At 73.6% G+C, this 20,143-nt stretch carries 19 protein-coding genes and 1 pseudogene; 8 read left to right on the top strand and 12 right to left on the bottom strand.

What is annotated here, in order from left to right; genetic code table 11:
- The 4 genes from ABFX54_RS51555 to ABFX54_RS51540 all read left to right on the top strand — a co-directional run.
- A partial coding sequence (locus ABFX54_RS51555) for an acyl carrier protein (RefSeq protein WP_346114571.1) occupies nt 1–479 on the top strand: 479 nt, incomplete at its 5' end.
- Between the two features lie 22 nt (nt 480–501).
- Complete coding sequence (locus tag ABFX54_RS51550; protein ID WP_346114570.1) at nt 502–6,267, top strand: SDR family NAD(P)-dependent oxidoreductase; 5,766 nt, start codon at nt 502–504, stop codon at nt 6,265–6,267.
- A 162-nt stretch (nt 6,268–6,429) separates the two neighbouring features.
- Nucleotides 6,430–7,626 (top strand): cytochrome P450, encoded by a 1,197-nt coding sequence (locus ABFX54_RS51545; protein WP_346114569.1) that lies wholly within the window; start codon nt 6,430–6,432, stop codon nt 7,624–7,626.
- A 2-nt stretch (nt 7,627–7,628) separates the two neighbouring features.
- Nucleotides 7,629–8,243 carry a TetR/AcrR family transcriptional regulator gene (locus ABFX54_RS51540; protein WP_346114568.1) on the top strand — a complete coding sequence of 205 codons (615 nt, stop codon included), beginning with the start codon at nt 7,629–7,631 and terminating at the stop codon, nt 8,241–8,243.
- A 10-nt stretch (nt 8,244–8,253) separates the two neighbouring features.
- On the opposite strand, the gene ABFX54_RS51535 is transcribed toward ABFX54_RS51540, so the two are convergent.
- The 5 genes and pseudogenes from ABFX54_RS51535 to ABFX54_RS51515 form a co-directional block, all read right to left on the bottom strand.
- The gene (locus ABFX54_RS51535; protein WP_346114567.1) at nt 8,254–9,750 is read right to left on the bottom strand and encodes an alpha/beta fold hydrolase; all 1,497 of its coding nucleotides are present in this window, start codon (nt 9,748–9,750) and stop codon (nt 8,254–8,256) included.
- Between the two features lie 146 nt (nt 9,751–9,896).
- Nucleotides 9,897–10,214, bottom strand: a complete 318-nt coding sequence (locus ABFX54_RS51530) for a hypothetical protein (protein ID WP_346114573.1) — start codon at nt 10,212–10,214, stop codon at nt 9,897–9,899.
- 37 nt (nt 10,215–10,251) lie between these two features.
- Nucleotides 10,252–10,467, bottom strand: coding sequence for a hypothetical protein (locus ABFX54_RS51525; protein WP_346114572.1), 216 nt, complete (start codon nt 10,465–10,467; stop codon nt 10,252–10,254).
- Nucleotides 10,468–10,682: 215 nt separating this feature from the next.
- Nucleotides 10,683–10,760: pseudogene (locus ABFX54_RS57330) on the bottom strand (TetR family transcriptional regulator); the annotation flags it as partial.
- Between the two features lie 83 nt (nt 10,761–10,843).
- Nucleotides 10,844–12,445, bottom strand: coding sequence for a Coagulation factor 5/8 type domain-containing protein (locus tag ABFX54_RS51515; protein WP_346114566.1), 1,602 nt, complete (start codon nt 12,443–12,445; stop codon nt 10,844–10,846).
- Between the two features lie 295 nt (nt 12,446–12,740).
- Between ABFX54_RS51515 and ABFX54_RS51510 the strand changes: the two genes are divergently transcribed.
- The gene (locus tag ABFX54_RS51510; RefSeq protein WP_346114564.1) at nt 12,741–13,061 is read left to right on the top strand and encodes an LLM class flavin-dependent oxidoreductase; all 321 of its coding nucleotides are present in this window, start codon (nt 12,741–12,743) and stop codon (nt 13,059–13,061) included.
- Here ABFX54_RS51510 and ABFX54_RS51505 read toward each other — a convergent pair.
- Entirely contained in the window at nt 13,056–14,297 is a 1,242-nt protein-coding gene (locus tag ABFX54_RS51505; RefSeq protein WP_346114563.1) for a cytochrome P450, read from the bottom strand. The genes ABFX54_RS51510 and ABFX54_RS51505 overlap by 6 nt on opposite strands.
- A 73-nt stretch (nt 14,298–14,370) precedes the next feature.
- Between ABFX54_RS51505 and ABFX54_RS51500 the strand changes: the two genes are divergently transcribed.
- On the top strand, nt 14,371–15,051 hold the full coding sequence (locus ABFX54_RS51500; protein ID WP_346114562.1) for a TetR/AcrR family transcriptional regulator: 681 nt from the start codon (nt 14,371–14,373) through the stop codon (nt 15,049–15,051).
- On the opposite strand, the gene ABFX54_RS51495 is transcribed toward ABFX54_RS51500, so the two are convergent.
- From ABFX54_RS51495 to ABFX54_RS51485, 3 genes are read right to left on the bottom strand one after another with little or no spacing between them, the layout of a single operon-like run.
- Nucleotides 15,006–15,818, bottom strand: a complete 813-nt coding sequence (locus ABFX54_RS51495; protein ID WP_346114561.1) for an SDR family NAD(P)-dependent oxidoreductase — start codon at nt 15,816–15,818, stop codon at nt 15,006–15,008. The genes ABFX54_RS51500 and ABFX54_RS51495 overlap by 46 nt on opposite strands.
- Complete coding sequence (locus ABFX54_RS51490) at nt 15,815–16,126, bottom strand: antibiotic biosynthesis monooxygenase family protein (RefSeq protein WP_346114560.1); 312 nt, start codon at nt 16,124–16,126, stop codon at nt 15,815–15,817. Before ABFX54_RS51490 ends, ABFX54_RS51495 begins: the two co-directional genes overlap by 4 nt.
- A gap of 20 nt (nt 16,127–16,146) precedes the next feature.
- Nucleotides 16,147–17,247: an NAD(P)/FAD-dependent oxidoreductase gene (locus tag ABFX54_RS51485; RefSeq protein WP_346114559.1), complete on the bottom strand. Its 1,101-nt coding sequence runs from the start codon at nt 17,245–17,247 to the stop codon at nt 16,147–16,149.
- Nucleotides 17,248–17,380: 133 nt separating this feature from the next.
- Between ABFX54_RS51485 and ABFX54_RS51480 the strand changes: the two genes are divergently transcribed.
- The gene (locus ABFX54_RS51480) at nt 17,381–18,229 is read left to right on the top strand and encodes a GntR family transcriptional regulator (RefSeq protein ID WP_346114558.1); all 849 of its coding nucleotides are present in this window, start codon (nt 17,381–17,383) and stop codon (nt 18,227–18,229) included.
- Between the two features lie 30 nt (nt 18,230–18,259).
- Here ABFX54_RS51480 and ABFX54_RS51475 read toward each other — a convergent pair whose 3' ends face one another.
- Nucleotides 18,260–18,637 (bottom strand): MerR family transcriptional regulator, encoded by a 378-nt coding sequence (locus tag ABFX54_RS51475; protein WP_346114557.1) that lies wholly within the window; start codon nt 18,635–18,637, stop codon nt 18,260–18,262.
- 127 nt (nt 18,638–18,764) lie between these two features.
- Between ABFX54_RS51475 and ABFX54_RS57325 the strand changes: the two genes are divergently transcribed.
- On the top strand, nt 18,765–18,929 hold the full coding sequence (locus tag ABFX54_RS57325) for an MmyB family transcriptional regulator (protein ID WP_428834662.1): 165 nt from the start codon (nt 18,765–18,767) through the stop codon (nt 18,927–18,929).
- Between the two features lie 30 nt (nt 18,930–18,959).
- On the opposite strand, the gene ABFX54_RS51470 is transcribed toward ABFX54_RS57325, so the two are convergent.
- Complete coding sequence (locus ABFX54_RS51470) at nt 18,960–19,175, bottom strand: hypothetical protein (RefSeq protein ID WP_346114556.1); 216 nt, start codon at nt 19,173–19,175, stop codon at nt 18,960–18,962.
- 83 nt (nt 19,176–19,258) lie between these two features.
- Complete coding sequence (locus ABFX54_RS51465) at nt 19,259–19,858, bottom strand: hypothetical protein (protein WP_346114555.1); 600 nt, start codon at nt 19,856–19,858, stop codon at nt 19,259–19,261.
- Nucleotides 19,859–20,143 lie beyond the last annotated feature (285 nt).

Below are 20,143 nucleotides of genomic sequence, written 5' to 3'. Positions count from 1 at the left end.
CGCTGGGCGAGGAGGAACGCCGCACGCTCGTCCACGACCTGGTGCTCGGCCAGGTCGCGGTGGTGCTCGGGCACGGCTCGGCCGAGGAGGTGGCGGCGGACCAGACGTTCGAGCACCTCGGCGTCGACTCGCTCACCGCCGTCGAACTGCGCAACGGGCTCAGCGCGGCCACCGGCAGGCAGCTGCCCTCCACACTCGTCTTCGACCACGCGACCCCCGCCGCCCTGGCCGAACACCTGCTGGGCGAGCTGGCGCCCGCCGCGCCCAAGGGCGAGCAGGTGCTGCGCGAGCTGGACCGAGTCGCCGTCCTGCTGGCCGGGCTCGACGCCGACGCGGAGACCAGGTCCATCGTCACGGACCGGCTCGACGGCCTGCTCACGCGCTGGCGCGGAGAACGGCCCGCCGCCGCGGGAACCGGCGCCGGCATCGAGACCGCCAGCGCCGACGAGTTGCTCGCGCTGATCGACAAAGGGCTCTGAACCTCTCGGAAGGTGAGACGACGTGGCGGATGAACAGCGGCTCCTCGACTACCTCAGGCGGGTCACCGCCGACCTCCAGGGCGCCAGGCAGCGGCTGCGCGAGATCGAGCAGGAAAGCCGCGAGCCCATCGCGATCGTGGCGATGAGCTGCCGCTTCCCCGGCGGCGTACAGGACCCGGAAGGGTTGTGGCGGCTCGTCGCGGAGGGCAGGCACGCCATCGGCGCCTTCCCCGAGGACCGCGGCTGGGACCTCGACGCCCTGTACGACCCGGACGGCCGCGCCCCCGGCACCAGCTACACCAGGGAAGGCGGCTTCGTGCACGGCGCGGGCGACTTCGACGCCGGCTTCTTCGGCATCTCGCCGCGCGAGGCGCTGGCCGCCGACCCGCAGCAGCGCATGCTCCTGGAAGTGGCGCACGAGGCGTTCGAACGCGCCGGGCTCGACGTGGCCGCGCTCAAGGGCGGTCAGGTCGGCGTGTTCGTCGGCGCCTTCGACAGCGGATACGGCACCGCGGCCGGCGCCGAGGCCGAGGGCCACCTGCTCACCGGCAACGCCACGTCGGTCATCTCCGGCCGGATCTCGTACGTGTTCGGGCTCAAGGGCCCGGCCATCACCATCGACACCGCCTGCTCCTCCTCACTCGTGGCCGTCCACCTGGCCTGCGAGTCGCTGCGCCGCGGCGAGAGCACGATGGCGCTGGCCGGCGGCGTGACCGTGATGTCCACACCGGACGTGTTCGTCGAGTTCAGCCGCCAGCGCGGGCTGTCGGCCGACGGCCTGTGCCGGGCGTTCTCCGACGACGCCGACGGCACCGGCTGGGGTGAGGGCGCCGGTTTGGTGCTGCTGGAACGCCTCTCCGACGCCCGCCGGCACGGCCACCCCGTGCTGGCGCTGGTCAGCGGCACGGCGGTGAACCAGGACGGCGCCAGCAACGGCCTGTCGGCGCCCAGCGGCGTGTCCCAGCAGCGGGTCATCCGCCGCGCCCTGACCAACGCCGGGCTCGGCACCGCCGACGTGGACCTGGTCGAGGCGCACGGGACCGGCACGACCCTGGGCGACCCGATCGAGGCGCACGCGGTGCTGGCCACGTACGGGCAGGACCGGCCCGAGGACCGGCCGCTCTGGCTGGGCTCGATCAAGTCCAACATCGGCCACACCCAGGCGGCGGCGGGCATCGCCGGGATCATCAAGACCGTCCTCGCGCTGCGCGCGGGGGTGCTGCCGCCCACGCTGCACGTCAGCGCGCCGTCGTCGCACGTGGACTGGTCGGCGGGGCACGTACGCCTGCTCACCGAGGCCCGGCCCTGGCCCGACCTGGACCGGCCACGCCGGGCGGGCGTCTCCTCCTTCGGTGTCAGCGGCACCAACGCCCACCTCATCCTCGAACACCCCGACCCCGCCTCCCAGACCGTGCCCGAAGCCGGGCCCGCCGGGGAGGCCGCGGTCCGGCGCTCCGACGGGCGCCTCCGGGGGCTGGCAGCCGGGCACGCCGAGGAGTTCATGGCGGGTCCCGTCGTGTGGATGTTGTCGGCCAAGACCGAGCAGGCGCTGCGCGACCAGGCCGGGCGGCTGGCCGACCATCTCGATCGGCACCCGGAGCTCTCTCCGGCCGACGTCGCCCACACCCTGGCGACCAGAACCCCGTACCGCCACCGCGCCGTCCTCATCGGCCCGGAACCGCCCAGCCCCACCACCGACCTTCCGGCCGGCCCCGGGACCGGCTCCCCGACCAGCCTCCCGACCGGTTCCCCGGGTGGCCTCCCCACCGACCTCCCCACCGACCTCCCCACCGACCTCCTCGCCGGGCTGCGGACGCTAGCCGAGGGCGGGGAGGCGGGCGTGCGCGGCACCGCCGACGCCCGCGGCAAGATCGCGCTCGTCTTCCCCGGCCAGGGATCCCAATGGACCGGCATGGCCGCCGAACTGCTCGACCGGTCACCGGCCTTCGCCGAGCGGTTCAAGGCCTGCTCGCGGGCGCTGGAGCCGTACGTGGAGTGGGGCAAGGTCGAGGACGTGCTGGGCGACGAGGAGGCGCTGCGCCGGGTCGACATCGTGCAGCCCGCGCTGTGGGCGGTCATGGTGGCGCTGGCCGGCCTGTGGCGCTCGTACGGAGTGCACCCCGACGCGGTCGTCGGCCACTCGCAGGGGGAGATCGCCGCCGCGGTCGTCGCCGGCGCCCTGTCCCTGGAGGACGGCGCCCGCGTGGCGGCCCTGCGCAGCAAGGCGATCCGCGACGTGCTCGCCGGCCGCGGCGGCATGGTCTCGGTCGCCCTGCCCGCGCAGGAACTGGCGCCCAGACTCGGCGGCCTCTCGCTCGCCGTCGTGAACGGCGCCCGCTCAGCCGTGGTCTCCGGCCCGCCCGAGGCGCTGGACCAGCTCGTCGCCGATCTCACCGCCGAGGGCGTCAGGGCCAGGCACGTGCCCGTCGACTACGCCTCCCACTCGGCCCAGGTGGAGGAGCTGCGCGACCGGCTGCTGCGCGAACTCGCCCCCATCCGCCCCCGCGCCACCACGTTGCCGATGCTCTCGACCGTCACGGGAGAGTGGTGCGACGGCACCGGCCTGGACGCCGCCTACTGGTACGAAAACCTGCGCCACACCGTCCGCTTCCACGAAGCCGTCACGACACTGGCCGGCCAGGGCTACGGCGTCTTCGTCGAGTCCAGCCCCCATCCCGTGCTCACCGGCAGCATCCAGGAGACCCTGCACGAACTGGGCCAGGACACCGCCGTGGTCACCGGCACCCTCCGCAGAGACGAAGGCGGCCCCACCCGAGCCCTCACCTCCGCCGCCACCCTCCACACCACCGGCGTCCCCCTCACCCTCCCACCCACCGCCTCAGCCCTTGATGCCACCGCCGGCTCCGCCAACGGGTCCACCGCCGACCCGGGCGGCGGGTCCACCACCCGCCCCGCCAGCGGCCCGACCAGCGGCCCGACCACCGGCGCGACCAGCCAGTCCGCCTCGGTCACCGCCACCGGTCCTGCCGCTGAGCGGACTGTGGGTCGGCTGGTGGATCTGCCGACGTATGCCTTCCAGCACACCCGCTACTGGCTCACCCCCGCCAAACCGCAGGCGGCGGCCGAGGGGCCGGGCGATGCGGAGTTCTGGGCCGCCGCCGAGCGTGGCGATCCCGGGGTGGCGCTGGAGCCGGAGATCATCGGCAAGGTGCTGCCCGCCCTGACCGACTGGCGGCGTCGCCGTCGTGAGGCGGACGTGCTCGGGTCGTGGCGTTACCGCACGTCCTGGCGCCTGCTCCAGGACGGGCCGCCCACCCCGCTCACCGGGCACTGGCTCGTCATCACCCCCTCCGGCGAGGCATCCGGCCTCGGCGAAAGGCTGGCCGCGATCATGCGGGAACGCGGCGCCACCGTAACCGTCACGGACGCGGTGCGCGACGGTGTCTTTGACGGGGTGCTCTCGCTGGTCGCCATGGACGACCGGCCCGACCCCGCACATCCCGTGCTCGCCCGTGGCACCGTCGCCACGCTCGCCGTCGCCCAAGCGCTCGCGGACGCCGGCGTCACCGCCCCGCTCTGGGCCGTCACCGGTGGTGCCGTCGCCACCGAACGCCCCGATGAGGTGACGGCGCCGTACGAGGCCGCCGTCTGGGGACTCGGCACCGTGCTGGCCCTCGATCACCCCGCCACCTGGGGCGGCCTGATCGACCTGCCCGCCGATCCCACCGCTGCCGACCTCGCCGCCCTGGTCACCGCCCTGACCGGTGACGAGGACCAGCTCGCGCTCAGGGACGGCAAGGCGTATGGCAGGCGCCTGATCCGAGCCGGCATCACAGCTCACGCGGGCGACGCGGCTCGCTCCCACGACGCCGGCCCTACGACGGACGATTCCCGGCGCCCCTACGACGCAGGTTCGGCCGGGGATGTCTGGCGGCCCCACGGCACCGTCGTCGTCACCGGTGGCACCGGTGGGGTCGGGGCTCATGTGGCGCGCCGTCTGGCCGAAGGTGGTGCCGGGCACATCGTGCTCATGGGCCGCCGAGGCCCGGACGCTCCCGGGGCCGCTGAGCTGGAGGCCGAGCTGGTCGGGCTGGGTGCCCGTGTCACGATCGCGGCCTGCGACGTGGCCGACCGCCCCGCCCTGGCCGCCGCTCTCGACGGCCTCGCGCCCACCGCGGTGTTCCACGCCGCCGGAGTCGTGCACGACAGTGCCGCGCTCGCCGACCTCACCCCGCGTGAGCTCGCCGCCGTGGCCGATGCCAAGGTGGCGGGCGCGGCCAACCTCGACGCCCTGTTCCCGGGTGACGCGCTCGAAAGGTTCGTGCTGTTCTCCTCGGGCGCGGCCGTCTGGGGCCAGGCCGGGCAGGCGGCGTACGCGTCCGCCAACGCCGTGCTGGACGCGCTCGCCGACGCCCACCGCGCCAAAGGCGGCCACGCGCTGTCGATCGCCTGGGGCGCCTGGGACGGCGGCGGGATGGCGGACGGCGAGATCGGCGAGTGGCTGCGCCGCCTCGGCCTGCGCGCCATGGATCCGGGCCGGGCCGCGTCCGTGCTCGAAAGCGCCCTGGGCCACGACGAGACGCACCTGGTGGTGGCCGACATCGACTGGGCCATGTTCGCGCCCGCGTACACGCTGGCCAGGCCCCGCCCGCTGCTGCGCGCGCTGCCCGAGGTGCGGGAGATCCTCGCCGCGGAGGCCGGCGGCGACGACGGCGGGGACGGTGACTCCGGGCTCGCCGCGCTGCCCGAGGAGGAGCGCCTGCCCAAGCTGCGCGACCTCGTCAGGACCCACGCGGCCAGGATCCTCGGCCACGCCGACCCCGAGGCGCTCGACGCCGGCCAGAACTTCCTGGAGGCCGGCTTCGACTCGCTCACCTCCGTGGAGCTGCGCAACGCCCTGAGCAAGGCCATCGGCGTGCGCCTGCCGACCGCCGTCGTCTTCGACCACCCCAGCCCGTCCGCGCTGGCCGCCCACCTGTCCGGCCGGCTCGGGCGGACGGGGGAGCAGGGCGGGCTCAGCACGCTGCTGCGCCGGGCGATGCGCGATCATCGCGTCCACGAGAGCCTGGTGCTGCTCGAAGCCGCCGCAGGGCTGCGCGACTCGTTCGGCTCGCCCGCCGAGCTGCCCGTGCTCCCGGCCGCGCTCAAGCTGGCCGAGGGCCCCGCAGAGATGCCGCTGTTCTGCATGAGCACCCCCATGGCGCTCGGCGGCGCGGCCCAGTTCGCCCGGCTCGGCGCCGCCTTCCGCGGCATCAGGGACCTGTACGCGCTGCCGGTGCACGGCTACGCCGAGAACGAAGCGCTGCCGGCCGACGTCGAGGCCGCCGTCTCCCTGTGGGCCGAGATCGTGGCCGCGAACGTCCCGCCCGGCGGCCCGTACGCGCTGCTCGGCTACTGCGCCGGCGGCAACTTCGCGCACAAGGTGGCCACCCTGCTGGAGCGGCGCGGCCTCCCGCCGACGGGGCTCGTGCTGCTGGACACCTTCCTGCCGGACGACGCCCTCATCGACGATCTGGGCGAGGACATGATGCGGGGCATGTTCGACCGGGAGGAGAAGTTCGGCCCGTTCTCGGACGCCCGGCTGTCCGCCATGGGCCGCTACTACCGGCTCTTCAGGGAGACGACGCTGGAGGAGGTGGCGGCGCCGATCCTGTTCATCACCCCCGACACGCCGCTGTCACAGCCCGCTCCCGAACGGTGGCGGTCGTCGTGGCCGGCCGCCCAGTGCGCCAAGGAGGTCAAGGGCGACCACTTCACCATGCTGGAGGAGATGGCCCCGTCCATGACGGAGGCGATCGAAGGCTGGCTGGGCACCCTCGGCCGCTGACAACACCCGACAAACCGACCGACCGACCGACCGACCGACGCTGCCGCGCGAGAAGATCGCGCGGCCGGCGAAACGATGGGTTACTCTCGTTTTGAGGGGACGCGGTCTTTCGGGAGGCGGTCGACGAAGTCCGTCCGGGGCCGGTTCCGCACGGGAGATGACATGAGCGAACCTCTGACGTTGCCCCTGCACATGCGGCGCGACGTGTTCGATCCCGACCCCGAGCTGTCGGCGGTGCGTGACGAGGAGGGCGTGCGGCGCGTGCCCACCCCGTTCGGCGTCGACGCCTGGCTCGTCAGCCGCTACGCCGACGTCCGCGAGGTGCTCGGTGACGCCGCGCGCTTCAGCAACGCCCAGAACATGGCGTTCCGGCTGGGCTCCGCCGCGCAATACAGCGAGGAGCAGCTCCGCCGGCTGCGGGCGGGCAACCTGCTGGCCTTCGACCCGCCCGAGCACACCCGGCTGCGCCGCTTCCTGACGCCGGAGTTCACCATGCGCCGGATGCGCCGCCTGGAGCCGCGCATCCACGAGATCGTCAAGGAGCACCTCGACGCGATGGAGCGCGCGGGCTCCCCGGCCGACCTGGTCTCCGCCTTCGCCCTGCCGATCCCCTCGCTGGTCATCTGCGAGCTGCTCGGCGTCCCGTACGCGGACCGCGACGGGTTCCAGCGGCGTACCGGCAAGGTGCTGGACATCTCGCTCCCGGTCGAGGAGCGGACGGCGGCCAACCTGGAGCAGCGCGCCTACATGACCGAGCTCGTCGCCCGCGCCACGGCCGAGCCGGGCGACGACATGCTCGGCATGCTCGTACGCGAGCACGGCGACGACCTGTCCACCGACGAACTGGTCGGCATCGCCGCCCTGTTGCTGCTGGCCGGCCACGAGACCACCTCCAACATGCTCGGGCTCGGCACCCTGGCCCTGCTGCGTCACCCCGACCAGCTCGACCTGCTCAGGAAGGACCCCGAGCGGATCGGCGCCACGGTCGAGGAACTGCTGCGCTGGCTCAGCATCGTGCACTCCGGCACGGGCAAGGTCACCATGACCGACGTCGAGCTGTCCGGCGTCCGCATCCCGGCCGGCGAGCTGGTGATGTGCGCGCTGCCCGCGGCCAACCGCGACCCGGCGTACATCTCCGAGCCCGACCGCCTCGACATCACCCGCGGCGACCTCGGCCACGTCGCCTTCGGCCACGGCGTGCACCACTGCCTGGGCGCGCCGCTGGCCAGGATGGAGATGCGCATCGCCTTCCCGGCGCTGTTCGAGCGCTTCCCCGACCTGCGCGAGACCGGCACCTCGCCCGAGTTCCGCTCGTTCAACGTCGTCTACGGTCTGACCTCCTTCGAAGTCGCCTGGTGAATGTGCGAGAACAGCGGCAGCGGGCCGACGCGGTACGCAACGCCGACAGGATCGTCCGGGCCGCGATCGAGATCTTCCGCGAACGCGGCCCGGAGGCATCCCTCGACGAGATCGCCCGGCGGGCGGGCATCGGCAGCGCCACCGTCTACCGGCGCTTCGGCGACCGCGACGGCGTGATCAGGGCGGCCTTCCAGACGTACTTCGCCGAGGAGGTCGAGCCGCTGGCCCTGACCGCCGGCGACGCCCCCGACGCCGGGGCCGCGCTGGCCGGGGCGCTGGCGGGGACGGTCGACACCCTGGTCGCCCACCAGGGGCTGCTGAAGGCGGTCAAGCAGTCGGGCGTGTTCCCCGTCGACATCGTGGAGCGGTTCATGGGGCCGCTCAGCGCCGTGCTGGCCCGCGCCCAGGAGGCGGGCCAGGTGCGGGACGACCTGTCGGTACGGGACCTGGCGGCGATCGTCATCATGGCGCTGGCCACCGCCCACCCGGGCGATCCCGACCAGCGCGACCCGCGCCGCTACCTGGCCCTGCTGCTGTCGAGCCTGCGGCCGACCGGCGACCGCCTGCCCGAGCCGTCCTGGCGGCACTTCATCGACCGCGCCTCAGGGGGCTGCTAGCCCGCACGGCCTAGCCCTGGGGCTCTACCGCCGGGCAGCGGGCGTCCGGCGCGGGCACGGTCAGCGAGATCAGGTACGCGTCCATGACGGCCGTGGTGCAGGTCGTCATGCCGTAGACGCCGTGGCCCCAGCCCTCGTACGTGAGCAGCGTGGCCCTGCCGCCGAGCTGGCGGGCCACGTTCGCCGACCACCCGTAAGGGGTCTCGGGGTCGTGCAGGGAGGTGGCGACCAGCAGCGGCGCGTCACCCGTGTACCGCAGCGGATGCCGCGGGTTGCCGGGCCGGCGGCCCTGGCAGATCGGCATGTCGCCCATCGGCATCGGGTTGTAGCGCATGTCGGGAGCCACCGCGTTCGCGGCGCGCATCACGCCGGCGTACTCGGCGTAGTCCCGCAGCGACAGGTCGAAGTCCTCGCAGAGGATCGCGGTCGGGAGCTCGGCGAACTCGCCGTACGCGGGCCCGTTGCCGGGAGGGTCCGGCATGTCGCCCGGCACCGGCCCGCCGGCCAGGGCGCGCAGCACCGTGGCCAGCCGCCGCCAGGAGGGCGCCTCGTTGAGCACCACGCCCAGCCAGAGCAGGTCGTGGGCGCTCACCGCGCGGCCGAACAGGCCGGGCCAGATCAGCTCGCCGCGCCCGGCCCGCTCCAGCAGCCCCCGCCACAGCGCCCGTACGTCCCGCCCGCGCAGGACGCAGCCGGCGCCCCGCTCGCACCAGGCGACGAACTCCTCGAAGCTGTCCTGGACCGCGGCCGCCTCGCTCACCTGGAACTCCTCGACGGTCAGGCTGTGATCCATGTTGCCGTCCAGCACCATGGCCCTGACCCGGCCGGGGAACAGCTCGGCGTACAACTGCTGGGCGAGCGTGCCGTAGGAGACGCCGTAGGAGGTCAGCCGCTCCTCGCCGAGCGCCGAGCGGACGGCGTCCATGTCGCGCGCCACGTCGGCCGCGTCGAGGTGGTCGTACAGGGGTCCGGTGAGCTCGCGGCAGCCGGCGTGCAGCCTCTTGCCGTACGCGACCCACGCGCGGAAGGCGGCCTCGCTCGTCACGACCGGGTCGGGCATCTCGTTGTAGACCGAGGCCGGGCAGGTCACCGAGCCGCTGCGGGCGACGCCCCTGGGGTCGTGGCCGACGATGTCGAACCGCCGCCTGACCTCCTCGCTGAAGCCGGAGGGGTTGCGCAGGACGTCGTCCACGCCGGAGTTGCCCGGCCCGCCCGGATTGGCCAGCAGGGCTCCGATCCGGGCGGCGGGATCGCCGGCCCTGCGCCGGGCGAGCGCCAGCCTGACGGTCGGCCCGTTCGGCCTGGACCAGTCGATCGGCACGGCCAGCGTGCCGCACTCGACGTCCGGCTCTTCCTCGCACGGCCGCCAGGTGATGCCGCGCCCGCCGACGGCGTCCGTGACGTCGGGACCGGTCACGAACGCCCGCGCCACATACGCCGCCGGGGCGGTCAGCAGCGTCGCCGTCAGCATGAGGGCGGTGGCGATCAGGGAGATTCTTCGTGGCACGCCGCTCCTGCCGTCGATCGGCCGCCGGAGCCGCTCACCCGGCACCCGCCCGGCTCCACCGCGACGCCTTTCTCGATCATGACCAAGGAATCCTACCGGCGGCCGCCGCCGAGCTCGGGCCAGGGGAGGGCGACGGCCGCGCGAGGTCAGGCGATCGATCTCCAGAAGGCGCAGTGGTGGCCGGCGGCGTAACCGACGGGCCTGACGGCGTCCGGCACCAGGCCCGGCACGGGCCCCTGCCCGGTGAAGCGGGACCAGAGCGGCGCCCCCTTCACGTCGGGGTCGCCGGTCCTGGCGAACGCGGTCCAGTAGCCGACCTTGCGCGCGCCGAGCAGACGTCGGCGCGGCGGGCGAGCAGCCGGTCGCCCGCCGGTGTGGGGCAGGCCCAGGCCCCGTCTGTGGTCACGCCTCGCCCACGCCAGCGCGGGCGAGGCGTGCGCGGAGAGTGGATAACGGGCCGCCACCGCTTCTGCCTCCTCGCCGAACGCCTTGCGCAGTAGCTCAGGGTAGAGCTCGGGGGGTGAACTTCTGGTCGGCCATGATCGCGCCGCCGATGAAGGAACGCATCTCGTCGCGGGTGCCGCCGGGCTTCGTGGCGGACGCCGAAGAGCTGGGCGCAGGGGTGGAGCTGGGTGGGCCCGTGGTTTGCGCGAGTGTGGCCGTGCCGGCCATGAGCAGGGCGAGGGCGGAGTACACCAGCTGGTGCACCGTGAGCATGAGAACGTCTCTCCTGCCGTAGGGATTGACCGCCCGGTCAGGTGTCCGCGCGGGTGGCCCGCTCGAACAAGGTCACCAGCTCCCGGGCGTAGGCCCGCAGATCGAGCGTCGCGTCGCCGGCGAGCAGGAAGTTCGGCCTCTCGACCGAACACGGCCTGCTCGAACAGCTCGGCCTTGCTCGCGAAGCGGTACGAGATCAGGCCCGTGCTGGACAGGCCCGCGCGCTTGGCGATCTGGGCGAACGAGGTACGCGTGTATCCCGGCTCGGCGATCGTCTCGATCGCGGCGGCCACGATCTGCGCCCGGCGCCCGGCCTCCGTGAAGGTCCGGCCGGGCTCGCGCGGCGGCGTGTTTGCTCGTATGAGCAATGGCTCACTCAAGCAAGACCTGCGCCACGGGCGGCCCCCTCCCACGTGCGCAGGTACGACTCGGCGCCCGCCGCCAGGTCCCGCACCAGGTCGGGGCCGGCCAGCAGGCGCATGTCCTCGATCCAGTCCGGGACCAGGCCGTAGTTGGCCACGCCGTCCACGTTGACGTCCCAGGTGCGCTGCCCGGTCCGCAACCGGTCCAGGACCTGGGAGCCGTCATGGGAGGTGAACGGGTACGTCACCAGGTTCGCGGCGTTGCCAGGACGCGGCGCGGGCAGCCGGCCCAGGCCGTTGGCGTCCAGGCCGTAGCCGTACCCCGGCACCTGGTACTGCTGCCGCAGCGGCGCCGTGCGCCGCCACTCCGCGACGAAGTGCTCGGCGTCGTGGCCGTACTGCGTGACCATGCCGCCGAGCGCGTAGATGCGCGCCAGGAACGCCGGGTCCGACCAGCTGTGGGAGGACACCACGCCCGGATAGCCCGCCGCCTCCAGCAGGTCGAGCGTGCGGTCGGCGGCCTTGACGCTCATGTGGTCGGCCTCGACGAGCATGCCGCGCCGCATCATGCCCCGCACCGCGTACTCGCCCAGCGCGGTCAGCCCCCGGGTGTTGCAGTGCGGCGCAGGGGGATAGAGCGGCAGGGAGACGCCAGGGGGCAGCAGCCGCGCGATCTGCGACGGGAGCACGCCGGCCGGGTCGATGGTGTTGTCGTGCTCGGGCCCCGTGCAGGTGCGGGCCTGCCAGAACGAGCCGGTGGCGAGCAGGTTGCCGACGTTGACGACCGCGCCCTGGGTGCCGGAGTCGAACCGGACGCCGCACAGCGCGTTGTCGTACTTGTGGCAGACGAACATGCTGCGCACGCCGAGCGCGTGCAGCTCGTCGAGCCCGCGGTCGATCTGGGCCCGCGTGCACCCGGGGATGCCGAGGACCTGCCGGCAGCCGAACGGCTCCGAGGTCTCGACCCCGAGCACGACGGCGAGCTTGCCGGCCCCGATCACCCGCCGGGCCTCGGCCGGATCGGCCACGATGCGGAACCAGCCCAGACCGGGCCCGCCGGCCTCGGCGTCGATGTGGTCCTGCAGCTCGCGGGCGCGCTGGGCCTGCCGCCTGATGGCGGCCATCTCGTCGCAGCCGTACCTGCGCAGCGGATAGATGGCGCACAGCTGCCGGTTGGCCACCAGATGGTTGACCAGCACCCGCAGCCCGCCCCGCCAGGCCCGCTCGACCCAGGTGTGGTAGGTCTGCTGGTGGGTCAGCGAGTCGTGCGCCGGCCAGTCGCGGAACGTGGGCCAGCCGACCGGGTCGTGGGTGCCGGTGGGGGAGCCGGTGCGGGTGAAGTTCTCGAACCAGGCCAGCTCGCCGTTGGGATGGTGGTCGGGGCAGTCGGTCAGCGCCGCCTCGATGCCGCCGGGGTCGAACGGCTTGCCGCACATGAGCCTGCCGCCGAAGGCCTCGTACGAGAAGAGGTGACTGTGACCGTCCACGAAGCCGCTCACGGGAGCGCTCGTGAGGGCATTCGTCGGGGTGGCTGCGTGTGCGGCGGGTGGCGCGATCAGGGCGCTGGACAGCAGCAGGACGGCCGCGGCCGCCCTTCGGGTGAGGTGGAGGAGCACGGGACGACCTCCCAGCCTGCGGTACCGGGGTTGCCGCCAGCATCCACCGCCCGGCACGCCGCATCAAGACCGAACATGAGCCGATCTCACCTCAGCGGCTCCCTCGGCGCAGAAGCTCGCCTCGCCGGGGAAGCTCACCTCGGTGCGGATGCCCACCTCGGTGCCGACGAAGCCGCACCGAGGCCGCCCGTGGGTGGAGTCACGCCTTGTGGAGGGTCTACCTGCTGATCCTCGGGGATCGCCTGCCGGATCCACGCACCGGCACGCGCCCTCCGAGCCTGGGCGCGTCCGCGCCATGGTCGACCAGGCCGTCGTGGTGGAGGAGACCGGGTTCACCGGCGTGGCCAACGGCGAGCACCACTTCACCCGCTACATCGTCTCCGCGCCCGAGCTGACCGGCGTCGCCTTCGGCATCGCCCCCTCCGACCTGCGGCCGCGCCTGCACGAGTACCTGCGCCTGCTGCTGCGGCTGCTGCGGGAGGAGAACGTCACCTGGCGCGGCACGTTCGGCAGCCCGTTGGAGGGCGTGACCACCACGCCGCGCCCGGTCCAGCGCCCGCATCCCACGCTGTGGGTCGGCAGCCGGCGATCAGCTCACCGGCTGAGCCGGTCATGACCAGGTGACCGGCAGCGAGCGCACACCGAAGATCAGCATCTCGTCGCGTACGGGCACCTGCTCGGCCGGCACCGCCAGCCGCAGGCCGGGCAGGCGGGTGATCAGCTCGCCCAGCCCGATCCGCAGCTCGATCCTGGCAAGCTGCTGCCCCAGGCACTGGTGCACCCCGTGCCCGAACGCCAGGTGCGGGGCACGCGGGCGGCGCGGGTCGAGCACGTCGGGGTCGGACCACTGCCGCGGGTCCCGGTTCGCCTCCGGCGTGGCGATCACGACCGTCGCGCCGGCCGGAAGCTCCACCCCGCCCAGCGTCACCGGCTCGGTGGTGACCCGGCTGACGCCGAGCTGGATGATCGACAGGTAACGCAGCAGCTCCTCCACCGCGTTGTCGATCAGGCCGGGCTCGGCACGCAGCTCCGCGAGCCGATCCGGGTGCTCGAGCAGCGCGAACGTGCTCAGGCTCAGCATGTTCGCGGTGGTCTCGTGGCCCGCGTTGAGCAGGCCGAGGGCGATGTCGGTCAGCTGCCTGTCCGTGAGGGGCGGGTCGGCGTCGTGGACGAGCCCGGACAGCAGGTCGTCGGCGGGGTCGGCGCGCTTGAGCGCGACGAGGCGGCGCATGAACGCGTACAGCCCGGCCCGCGCCGCGCCCTGCTCCTCCGGGGTGGCGCTCGCGTCGAGCGCCACCGCCGTGCGCTCCTGGAACTCCGCGCGGTCGGCGTAGTCCACGCCCAGCAGCTCGCAGATGACCAGCGACGGCAGCGGCAACGCGTACGCCGGCACCAGGTCGGCCCGGGGGCCCGCCGCCCGCATCGCCTCGACGTGCTCGACCGCGATCTCCCGGACCCGCGACTCCAGCCGCCGCATCCGCCGCACCGTGAACTGGCCCGTCAGCGACCGCCGCAGGCGGGTGTGCTCGGGCGGGTCCATGAACACGAACATCCCGTCCTCGCGCGCCGCCGTCCCGGCAGGCATGGGCGGCCTGGGCGAGGTCGCGTCGTGGTGACGCAGCTTGTCGGCGCTGAACCGCGCGTCCGACAACACCGTGCGGGCCTCGTCGAACCCCGTCACCAGCCACGCCCGCGCGCCGTTGAGCAGGTCCACCGGCCGCACCGCGCCCCGCCCGCGCAGGCCCGGCGGCGGGTCGAACGGGCGGCGCCCCCGCTCCACCAGGTCCACCGGCAGGATCCGCCGCATCGCCATGGTGCTCACGCTCGCCGAGCTGTCGGCTGCCATCAGCATGTCCCGCCTTCTCTTAAGGTACGCGACTGTATCTAACGGTGGCCACCGTAGATCACCGCGATAAGATACGCAAGTGAATCTCAACCGCACCCGTCCGCCGGCCGAAGGCTCGTCGCGGGACGGCGGTGCGACGCGGCGGCGCGGTGCGAAGCTGGAGGACGCGATCCTCGACGCCGCATGGGACGTGCTGACCGAGCACGGCTACCACGGCTTCACCTACGAGGCCATCGCCGCCCGCGCTGGCACCAGCCGCCCCGTGCTCTACCGGCGCTGGCCGCGGCGCCAGGACCTGCTGCTGGCCACGCTCACCAAGTTCTGGCGGCTGATCGACGTGCCCGACACCGGCAGCCTGCGCGAGGACGCGATCGGCTTCCTGCGCAACGCCGGCGCCGACCGCGCGGGCATGATCACGCTGATGAGCGTGCAGCTGGAGGAGTACTTCCGCGACACGGGAACGAGCCTCGGCGAGCTGCGCGACACCCTCGTCCCGCCGGGCCTGCCGAGCGCGTTCGAGACGATCGTCGCCCGCGCGGTCGGACGCGGTGAGCTGCCGGACGTGCCGCGCTCGCCGCGGGTGCTGAACCTCCCGCTCGACCTGCTACGCCACGACCTGCTGCTGACGATGCGCCCGGTGCCGGAGGAGACGATCACCGAGATCGTGGACGAGGTCTGGCTGCCGCTGCTCGGCCGGCCGGCGCCGCCCCAGGCTCAGGCCAGCCGGGGGAAACGCCCGACGGGGAACGTCTCCACCTGAGGGCTGCGCTGCTGCACGAGCACTCCGCCGTCCACCACGAGCGTCGCGCCGGTGACGTACGCGGACTCGTCCCCGGCGAGGAAGACGGCCGGCCCGACCAGGTCCTCCGCCACCCCGCCGCGCCCGAGCGGCACGGTCTCGTCACGCAGCCGCCGCGCCTCCGGCTCGAAATGGGCCGGCCTGGTCGCGATCAGTCCGGGGACGAGCGCGTTGACGCGGATCCCGTACGGGCCGAGGTCGAGCGCCATCGACCGGGTGAGCCCCTCGACGCCGCCCTTGGAGGCGTCGTACGCGACCATGCCCCGGTGCGCCCGGGTGGCCCCGCCGCTGGACATGTTGATGATGCTGCCCGCCCGCCGGGGCGCCATCACGGCGGCGGCGCGCCGGCCGCACAGGTACTGGCTCTTGAGGTTGGTGTCCAGGAAGTGGTCCCACCACTCCTCGTCGGAGTCCAGGAAGTGCCGCTGGACGGTCACGTCGCCGGCGTTGTTGACCAGGATGTCGAGGCTGCCGTGGGCGGAGAGCGTGGCGTCGAAGAGCCGGTCCACGTCCGCGGCACGGCCGACGTCCGCGCCGAGCCCGACGGCAGTGCCGCCCGCGGCGGCGACCTCGGCGGCGGCCTTCTCCGCGGCGGCGCCGTCGAGGTCCGCGATGACGACGGCGGCCCCCTCGGCGGCGAACCCGCCGGCGATGGCGCGGCCGATCCCGTGCGCGGCACCGGTGACGATCGCCACCCGGCCCGCGAGCCGCCCCGCTGCGCCACTCATGCGACCTGGCCCTCCGTCACGGTGAAGTGCGCGACGGTCCGCTCGAAGCCCGTCAGCACGGCGCGGGCCGCCGGCTCCACGACCGCGCGTTCGAGATCGTCGCCGGCGAAGGCGCGGATCGTCTCCAGCGACTCCCAGTGCGTGATCACCTGGATCTCCACCAGCTCTCCCGACTCCCGCGTGAGGAGGTAGGCCGCGCGGCAGCCGCCCTGCCGGCGCAACTCGGGCAGGACGGCGCCGTCGAAGTGCTCGGCGTAGCGGCGCGCGCCCTCAGGGGTGGCGGACGCCTTCCAGGCTCTGGCGATCATCGACGCTCCTCTTCCGCTGCTCAGATCACGAACTTCTCGGGACGTACGGCGCCCGCACCGAACCGCCCGGCGGAGAACGGCGACAGGTCCAGGCTCACGGGCAGGCCGAGCACCCGTTGCGCGAGGTGCTCGCCGACGGCCGGCGACTGCTGGAAGCCGTGGCCGGAGAACCCGGTCGCGTAGTGGAAGCCGTCCACCGGGCCTGAGCCGATCATCGCGTTGTGGTCGGGGCTCATGTCGTAGTAGCCCCACCACGACGACTCGATCGGCAGCCCGGCCAGCACGGGCAGCCGTCGGGTGGCGGGCTCGCCGAGGTCTTCGAGCTCGCGCTGCCGGCCGCCGAAGACCATCCCCGGGCCCTCGCGGTGGAAGTAGAACCCCGACGCGAAGTCCACGGTGAGCGGGGCCGAGCCGGGGACGCCGCCGTCGCGGCCGGTGTAGTGCATCGCGCGGGCCTCACCGCGTACCGGAAGCTCGATCCCGATGCCGCGCGCGAGGCCGGCCGAGTGCACCCCGGCGGCGCAGATGACGGTGAGGGCCGCGATCGGCCCGTCGGCGGTGTCGACGCCGGTGACCCTGCCGTCCTCGGCGCGGATGGAGGTGACCGCGCGCCCGGTCTCGACGCGGACGCCGAGCCGCCGCGCCGCCGTCGCGTAGCCCTGCACCACCGCCTCCGGCGTCGCGTACCCCTCGCTCGGGCAGAACGTGGCGCCGACGAGGTCGTCCGTGGCCAGTTGCGGGACGAACTCGCGCACCGCCGCCACGTCCACCATCTCGCTCGGGATGCCGAGGCCCTGCTGGACGCGTACGGCCCGGCGGAAGGCGTCGAGGTCGGCGGTCGAGCTGAGCACGAACAGGTAGCCCACCTGCTTGAAGCCGATCGGCACGCCGGTGAGCTCCTCGAAGCGCAGGAACTCCGCCAGCGAGCGGCGCACGAGCAGGGAGTTGAGCTCGTCGGCGTGCTGCAGCCTGATCCCTCCCGCGGCCTTGCCGGTCGAGCCCGAGCCCAGCGCGTCCGCCTCCAGCAGGACGACGTCCGTGCACCCGGACGCGGCCAGATGGTAGGCGACGCTGGTCCCGACGCAGCCGCCACCGATGATCACGACCTCGGCTGTCCGCATCCGGCCCTCCTCATCGGATCCGAAAAGGCATGATTGAGCCTAGATCGTCCACATTCGTCGTGTAAAGCGGGAAATATGGGATCCGAGAATTCAGTATCGTGACCTCAGCCCGACCCCGATCGGAGGCACGGCCATGGACGGAGAGCGGCGCGTGACGGCGGACCGGACACGGACGGACGCCGGCGGGGAGCCCCCGGAGCGTCATCCCGGCTCCCGGATGGACGCCGGCGGGGAGCACGCAGAGCCTCACCCCGGCTCCCGGACGGCGCCGTCGGGCGGGGCCGGGGATGCGGCGCTCACCACGAAGGCCGACCAGATCGCGCAGGCCATCGAGGAGCTGATCATCGCCGGTCGCCTCGCGCCCGGCACGGTGCTGCGCCAGGACGAGCTGTCGCGCCGCTTCGGCGTCAGCCGCACCCCGATCAGGGAGGCGCTGCGGCAGCTCGCGGCGGTGGGCCTGGTGTCGCTCACGCCCAACAGGGGCGTACGGGTGCGGGCGCTCGACCGTGACGAATGGACGCAGACGTTCCTCGCCAGGGCCGCGCTGGAGGGCGCCGCCGCCGAGCTGGCCGCCCAACGCCTGACGGACGCGCGACTCGCCGAGCTGGACGCGGCCAACGCCGAGTTCGGCCGCCAGACCGCCGTCTTGCGCGACCCCGGGGCGCCGGCGATCGAGCGGGAACGGGCCTCGTTCGCCTGGATCGCCGCCAACGAGGACTTCCACACCACGATCATCAGAGCCGCCGGCGCGCCCCTGTTCGAGCGGCTGATCGCCGGCCTGCGACGGGTCTTCTCCGGTGAGGCGCTGTGGGCGCCCGGCTCGCCCGCCGACCGGCTCTACGAGACCAACCTGGGCCAGCACGAGGCGATCCGCCAGGCGCTCGCCGTGCGCAACGGCCCGGCCGCCCGCATCCTGGTCCAGGACCACATCATGGACTCGTGGCGGCTGCTGCAGGCCGTCCTGGACGAGCCGCGCGCATAGGCGGGGCGCGTCAGACCGGAGGCACGCGGATCACAGGGAAGAGACGCGGGCCTGCAGCTTCCGATGCGCGCGGTTGACATCGATGATCACGTCGAGGGCCTGGCGAGCCTGGGCCAGCTCCCGCATGTGCCGGTCGATCCGCTCCCGCTCCTCCATCAGCCGTTCGAACGCCTCGTCGCTGGTCTTCTCGCTCGGCGAGTCGACGCACGGCAGCACCTCGGCGATCGTCCGGCTGGACAGCCCGGCCGCGTAGAGCCGCTGGATGAGGCGTACCCGGTCGACCTCGTCGGCGGTGTAGCGGCGCTGCCCGCTGGCGCTGCGCGTGCTGCTGAGCAGGCCCTGCTCCTCGTAGTAACGCAGCGACCGGACACTCACCCCGGCCCGCGACGCCAGCTCGCCGATCCGCATCGCCCGTCCCTTCCAGAGGGGATCTCCGTCAGACGCTCACGTCTCAGACGTCTCAGACGCTCACGTCAGACGTCAAGGTCAGGATCCAGCGTAGCCGCCGCGGTGAAGGCGACGTCCACGAGCGGCCCTGGGCGGACCGGGCGGCACGGCCGGCGCGCTGTCGCTCAAGAGCGAGCGGTTCCGGCGGCTGTGGGCGCGGCACGACGTGCGCGCGGCTCGTCCCGGCGTGTTCTCGATCCGGCGCCCCCGGGCCGGTGACCTGGAGATGCTGGGCGAGCGGCCGCCTGCTTGAGCGGCGCCGGCTTGATGGCGCGCGTCCCTCTCAGGCGCTGGCCGCCGACCGCCAGCGGTCGAGGATGGCCGCGTCGTCGAGGTCGCCGCGCCAGGCGACCTCTTCAGGGACGGCGAACGGCAGCCAGTCTCCGTAGTCGGGGGCGCCGGGCGTGATGTCTCGGGTGCAGTCGACGCGGGTGCCGTCGGGCAGGGTGATCGGCTCGATGACGCGAAGAACTCCGCCGGTCAGCATGAGGGCGGTCATGAGGGGAATCCCTTCCGTCTCGCACGTCACCTTTCCCCGCTCAGCATAGCGCGGGCCCGTGAACGTGGGGGAGTGGCGGGCCATCAGCCGATCCCGTACCGGCCGGCCAGCCAGGTGTAGGCCTGCTGGGCGGCGTGCTCGTCGCCGAACAGGCCGATCAGCCGGCGGGCCCGGCGGGTGAGCACGCAGGCGAACGCCTCGGCGAAGAGCTCGGCGGCGTCCTCGCGGTACGGCGGCGGCAGGTGGCGGGCGCGTACGGCGTGCAGCCTGGCCCAGGTGTCGCCCCGCGACGGCATGCCGTCCAGGTGGTCGGTGGCGTGCCCGAGCTCGTGGCCGGCCACGCTGACGGAGGGGGAGGGCGTGCTGCCCACGCCGATGCGGCGCCGGTGCGGGTCGTAGACGCCGGCGCTGCGCTCCCAGCCGCCCTGCTGGACCGGCAGGGGCACCCCGCGCAGCGCCTCGAACCCGGGCAGATCCGGCACCGCGCCGGGGCCGACGACGATCCCGCCGTCGAGGTGGGTGGCCAGGCGGGTGCCCAGCGGGCGCGGCACCGCGCTGAACGTCATGATCGCCAGCAGCACGGCGGCCGGGGGGAAGGTGCCGGGGAACCAGGCGCGGGTCAGGCGGTGTTCGAGCGCGCCGACGTGCAACCAGCCCGGCCTTCCTCTGCTCTGGCTGGCCACACCCGTCTCCCTGATGAGTCGCTGGGACGGCGGCCGGACCGGCTCCGTCCGCCGCCCGGTCGCACGACGTAAATCTACAAAGTAAAGGCGCTCGATTTCTACGGTTTGCCCTTTTTCGCCCCTCAAAAGACCACCCATCTCGTCGACGACACCGGATGATCATCTCAATCCGTGAGAGCGTTCGCGACGTGGACGGGGGCGGGGGGGGGGGGGGGGGGCCCCCCCCGGGGGGGCGGCGGGCCGCTCGGGCCGTAGCCGCCGAAGCCTCCTTGAGCGCCCGAGGAT

Origin of the sequence: Nonomuraea maheshkhaliensis (assembly GCF_039529435.1) — a bacterium.
GTDB classification, from domain to species: domain Bacteria; phylum Actinomycetota; class Actinomycetes; order Streptosporangiales; family Streptosporangiaceae; genus Nonomuraea; species Nonomuraea maheshkhaliensis.
Note: the sequence above shows the minus strand (reverse complement) of the source record. Positions and strands in the feature narration are given on the sequence as shown.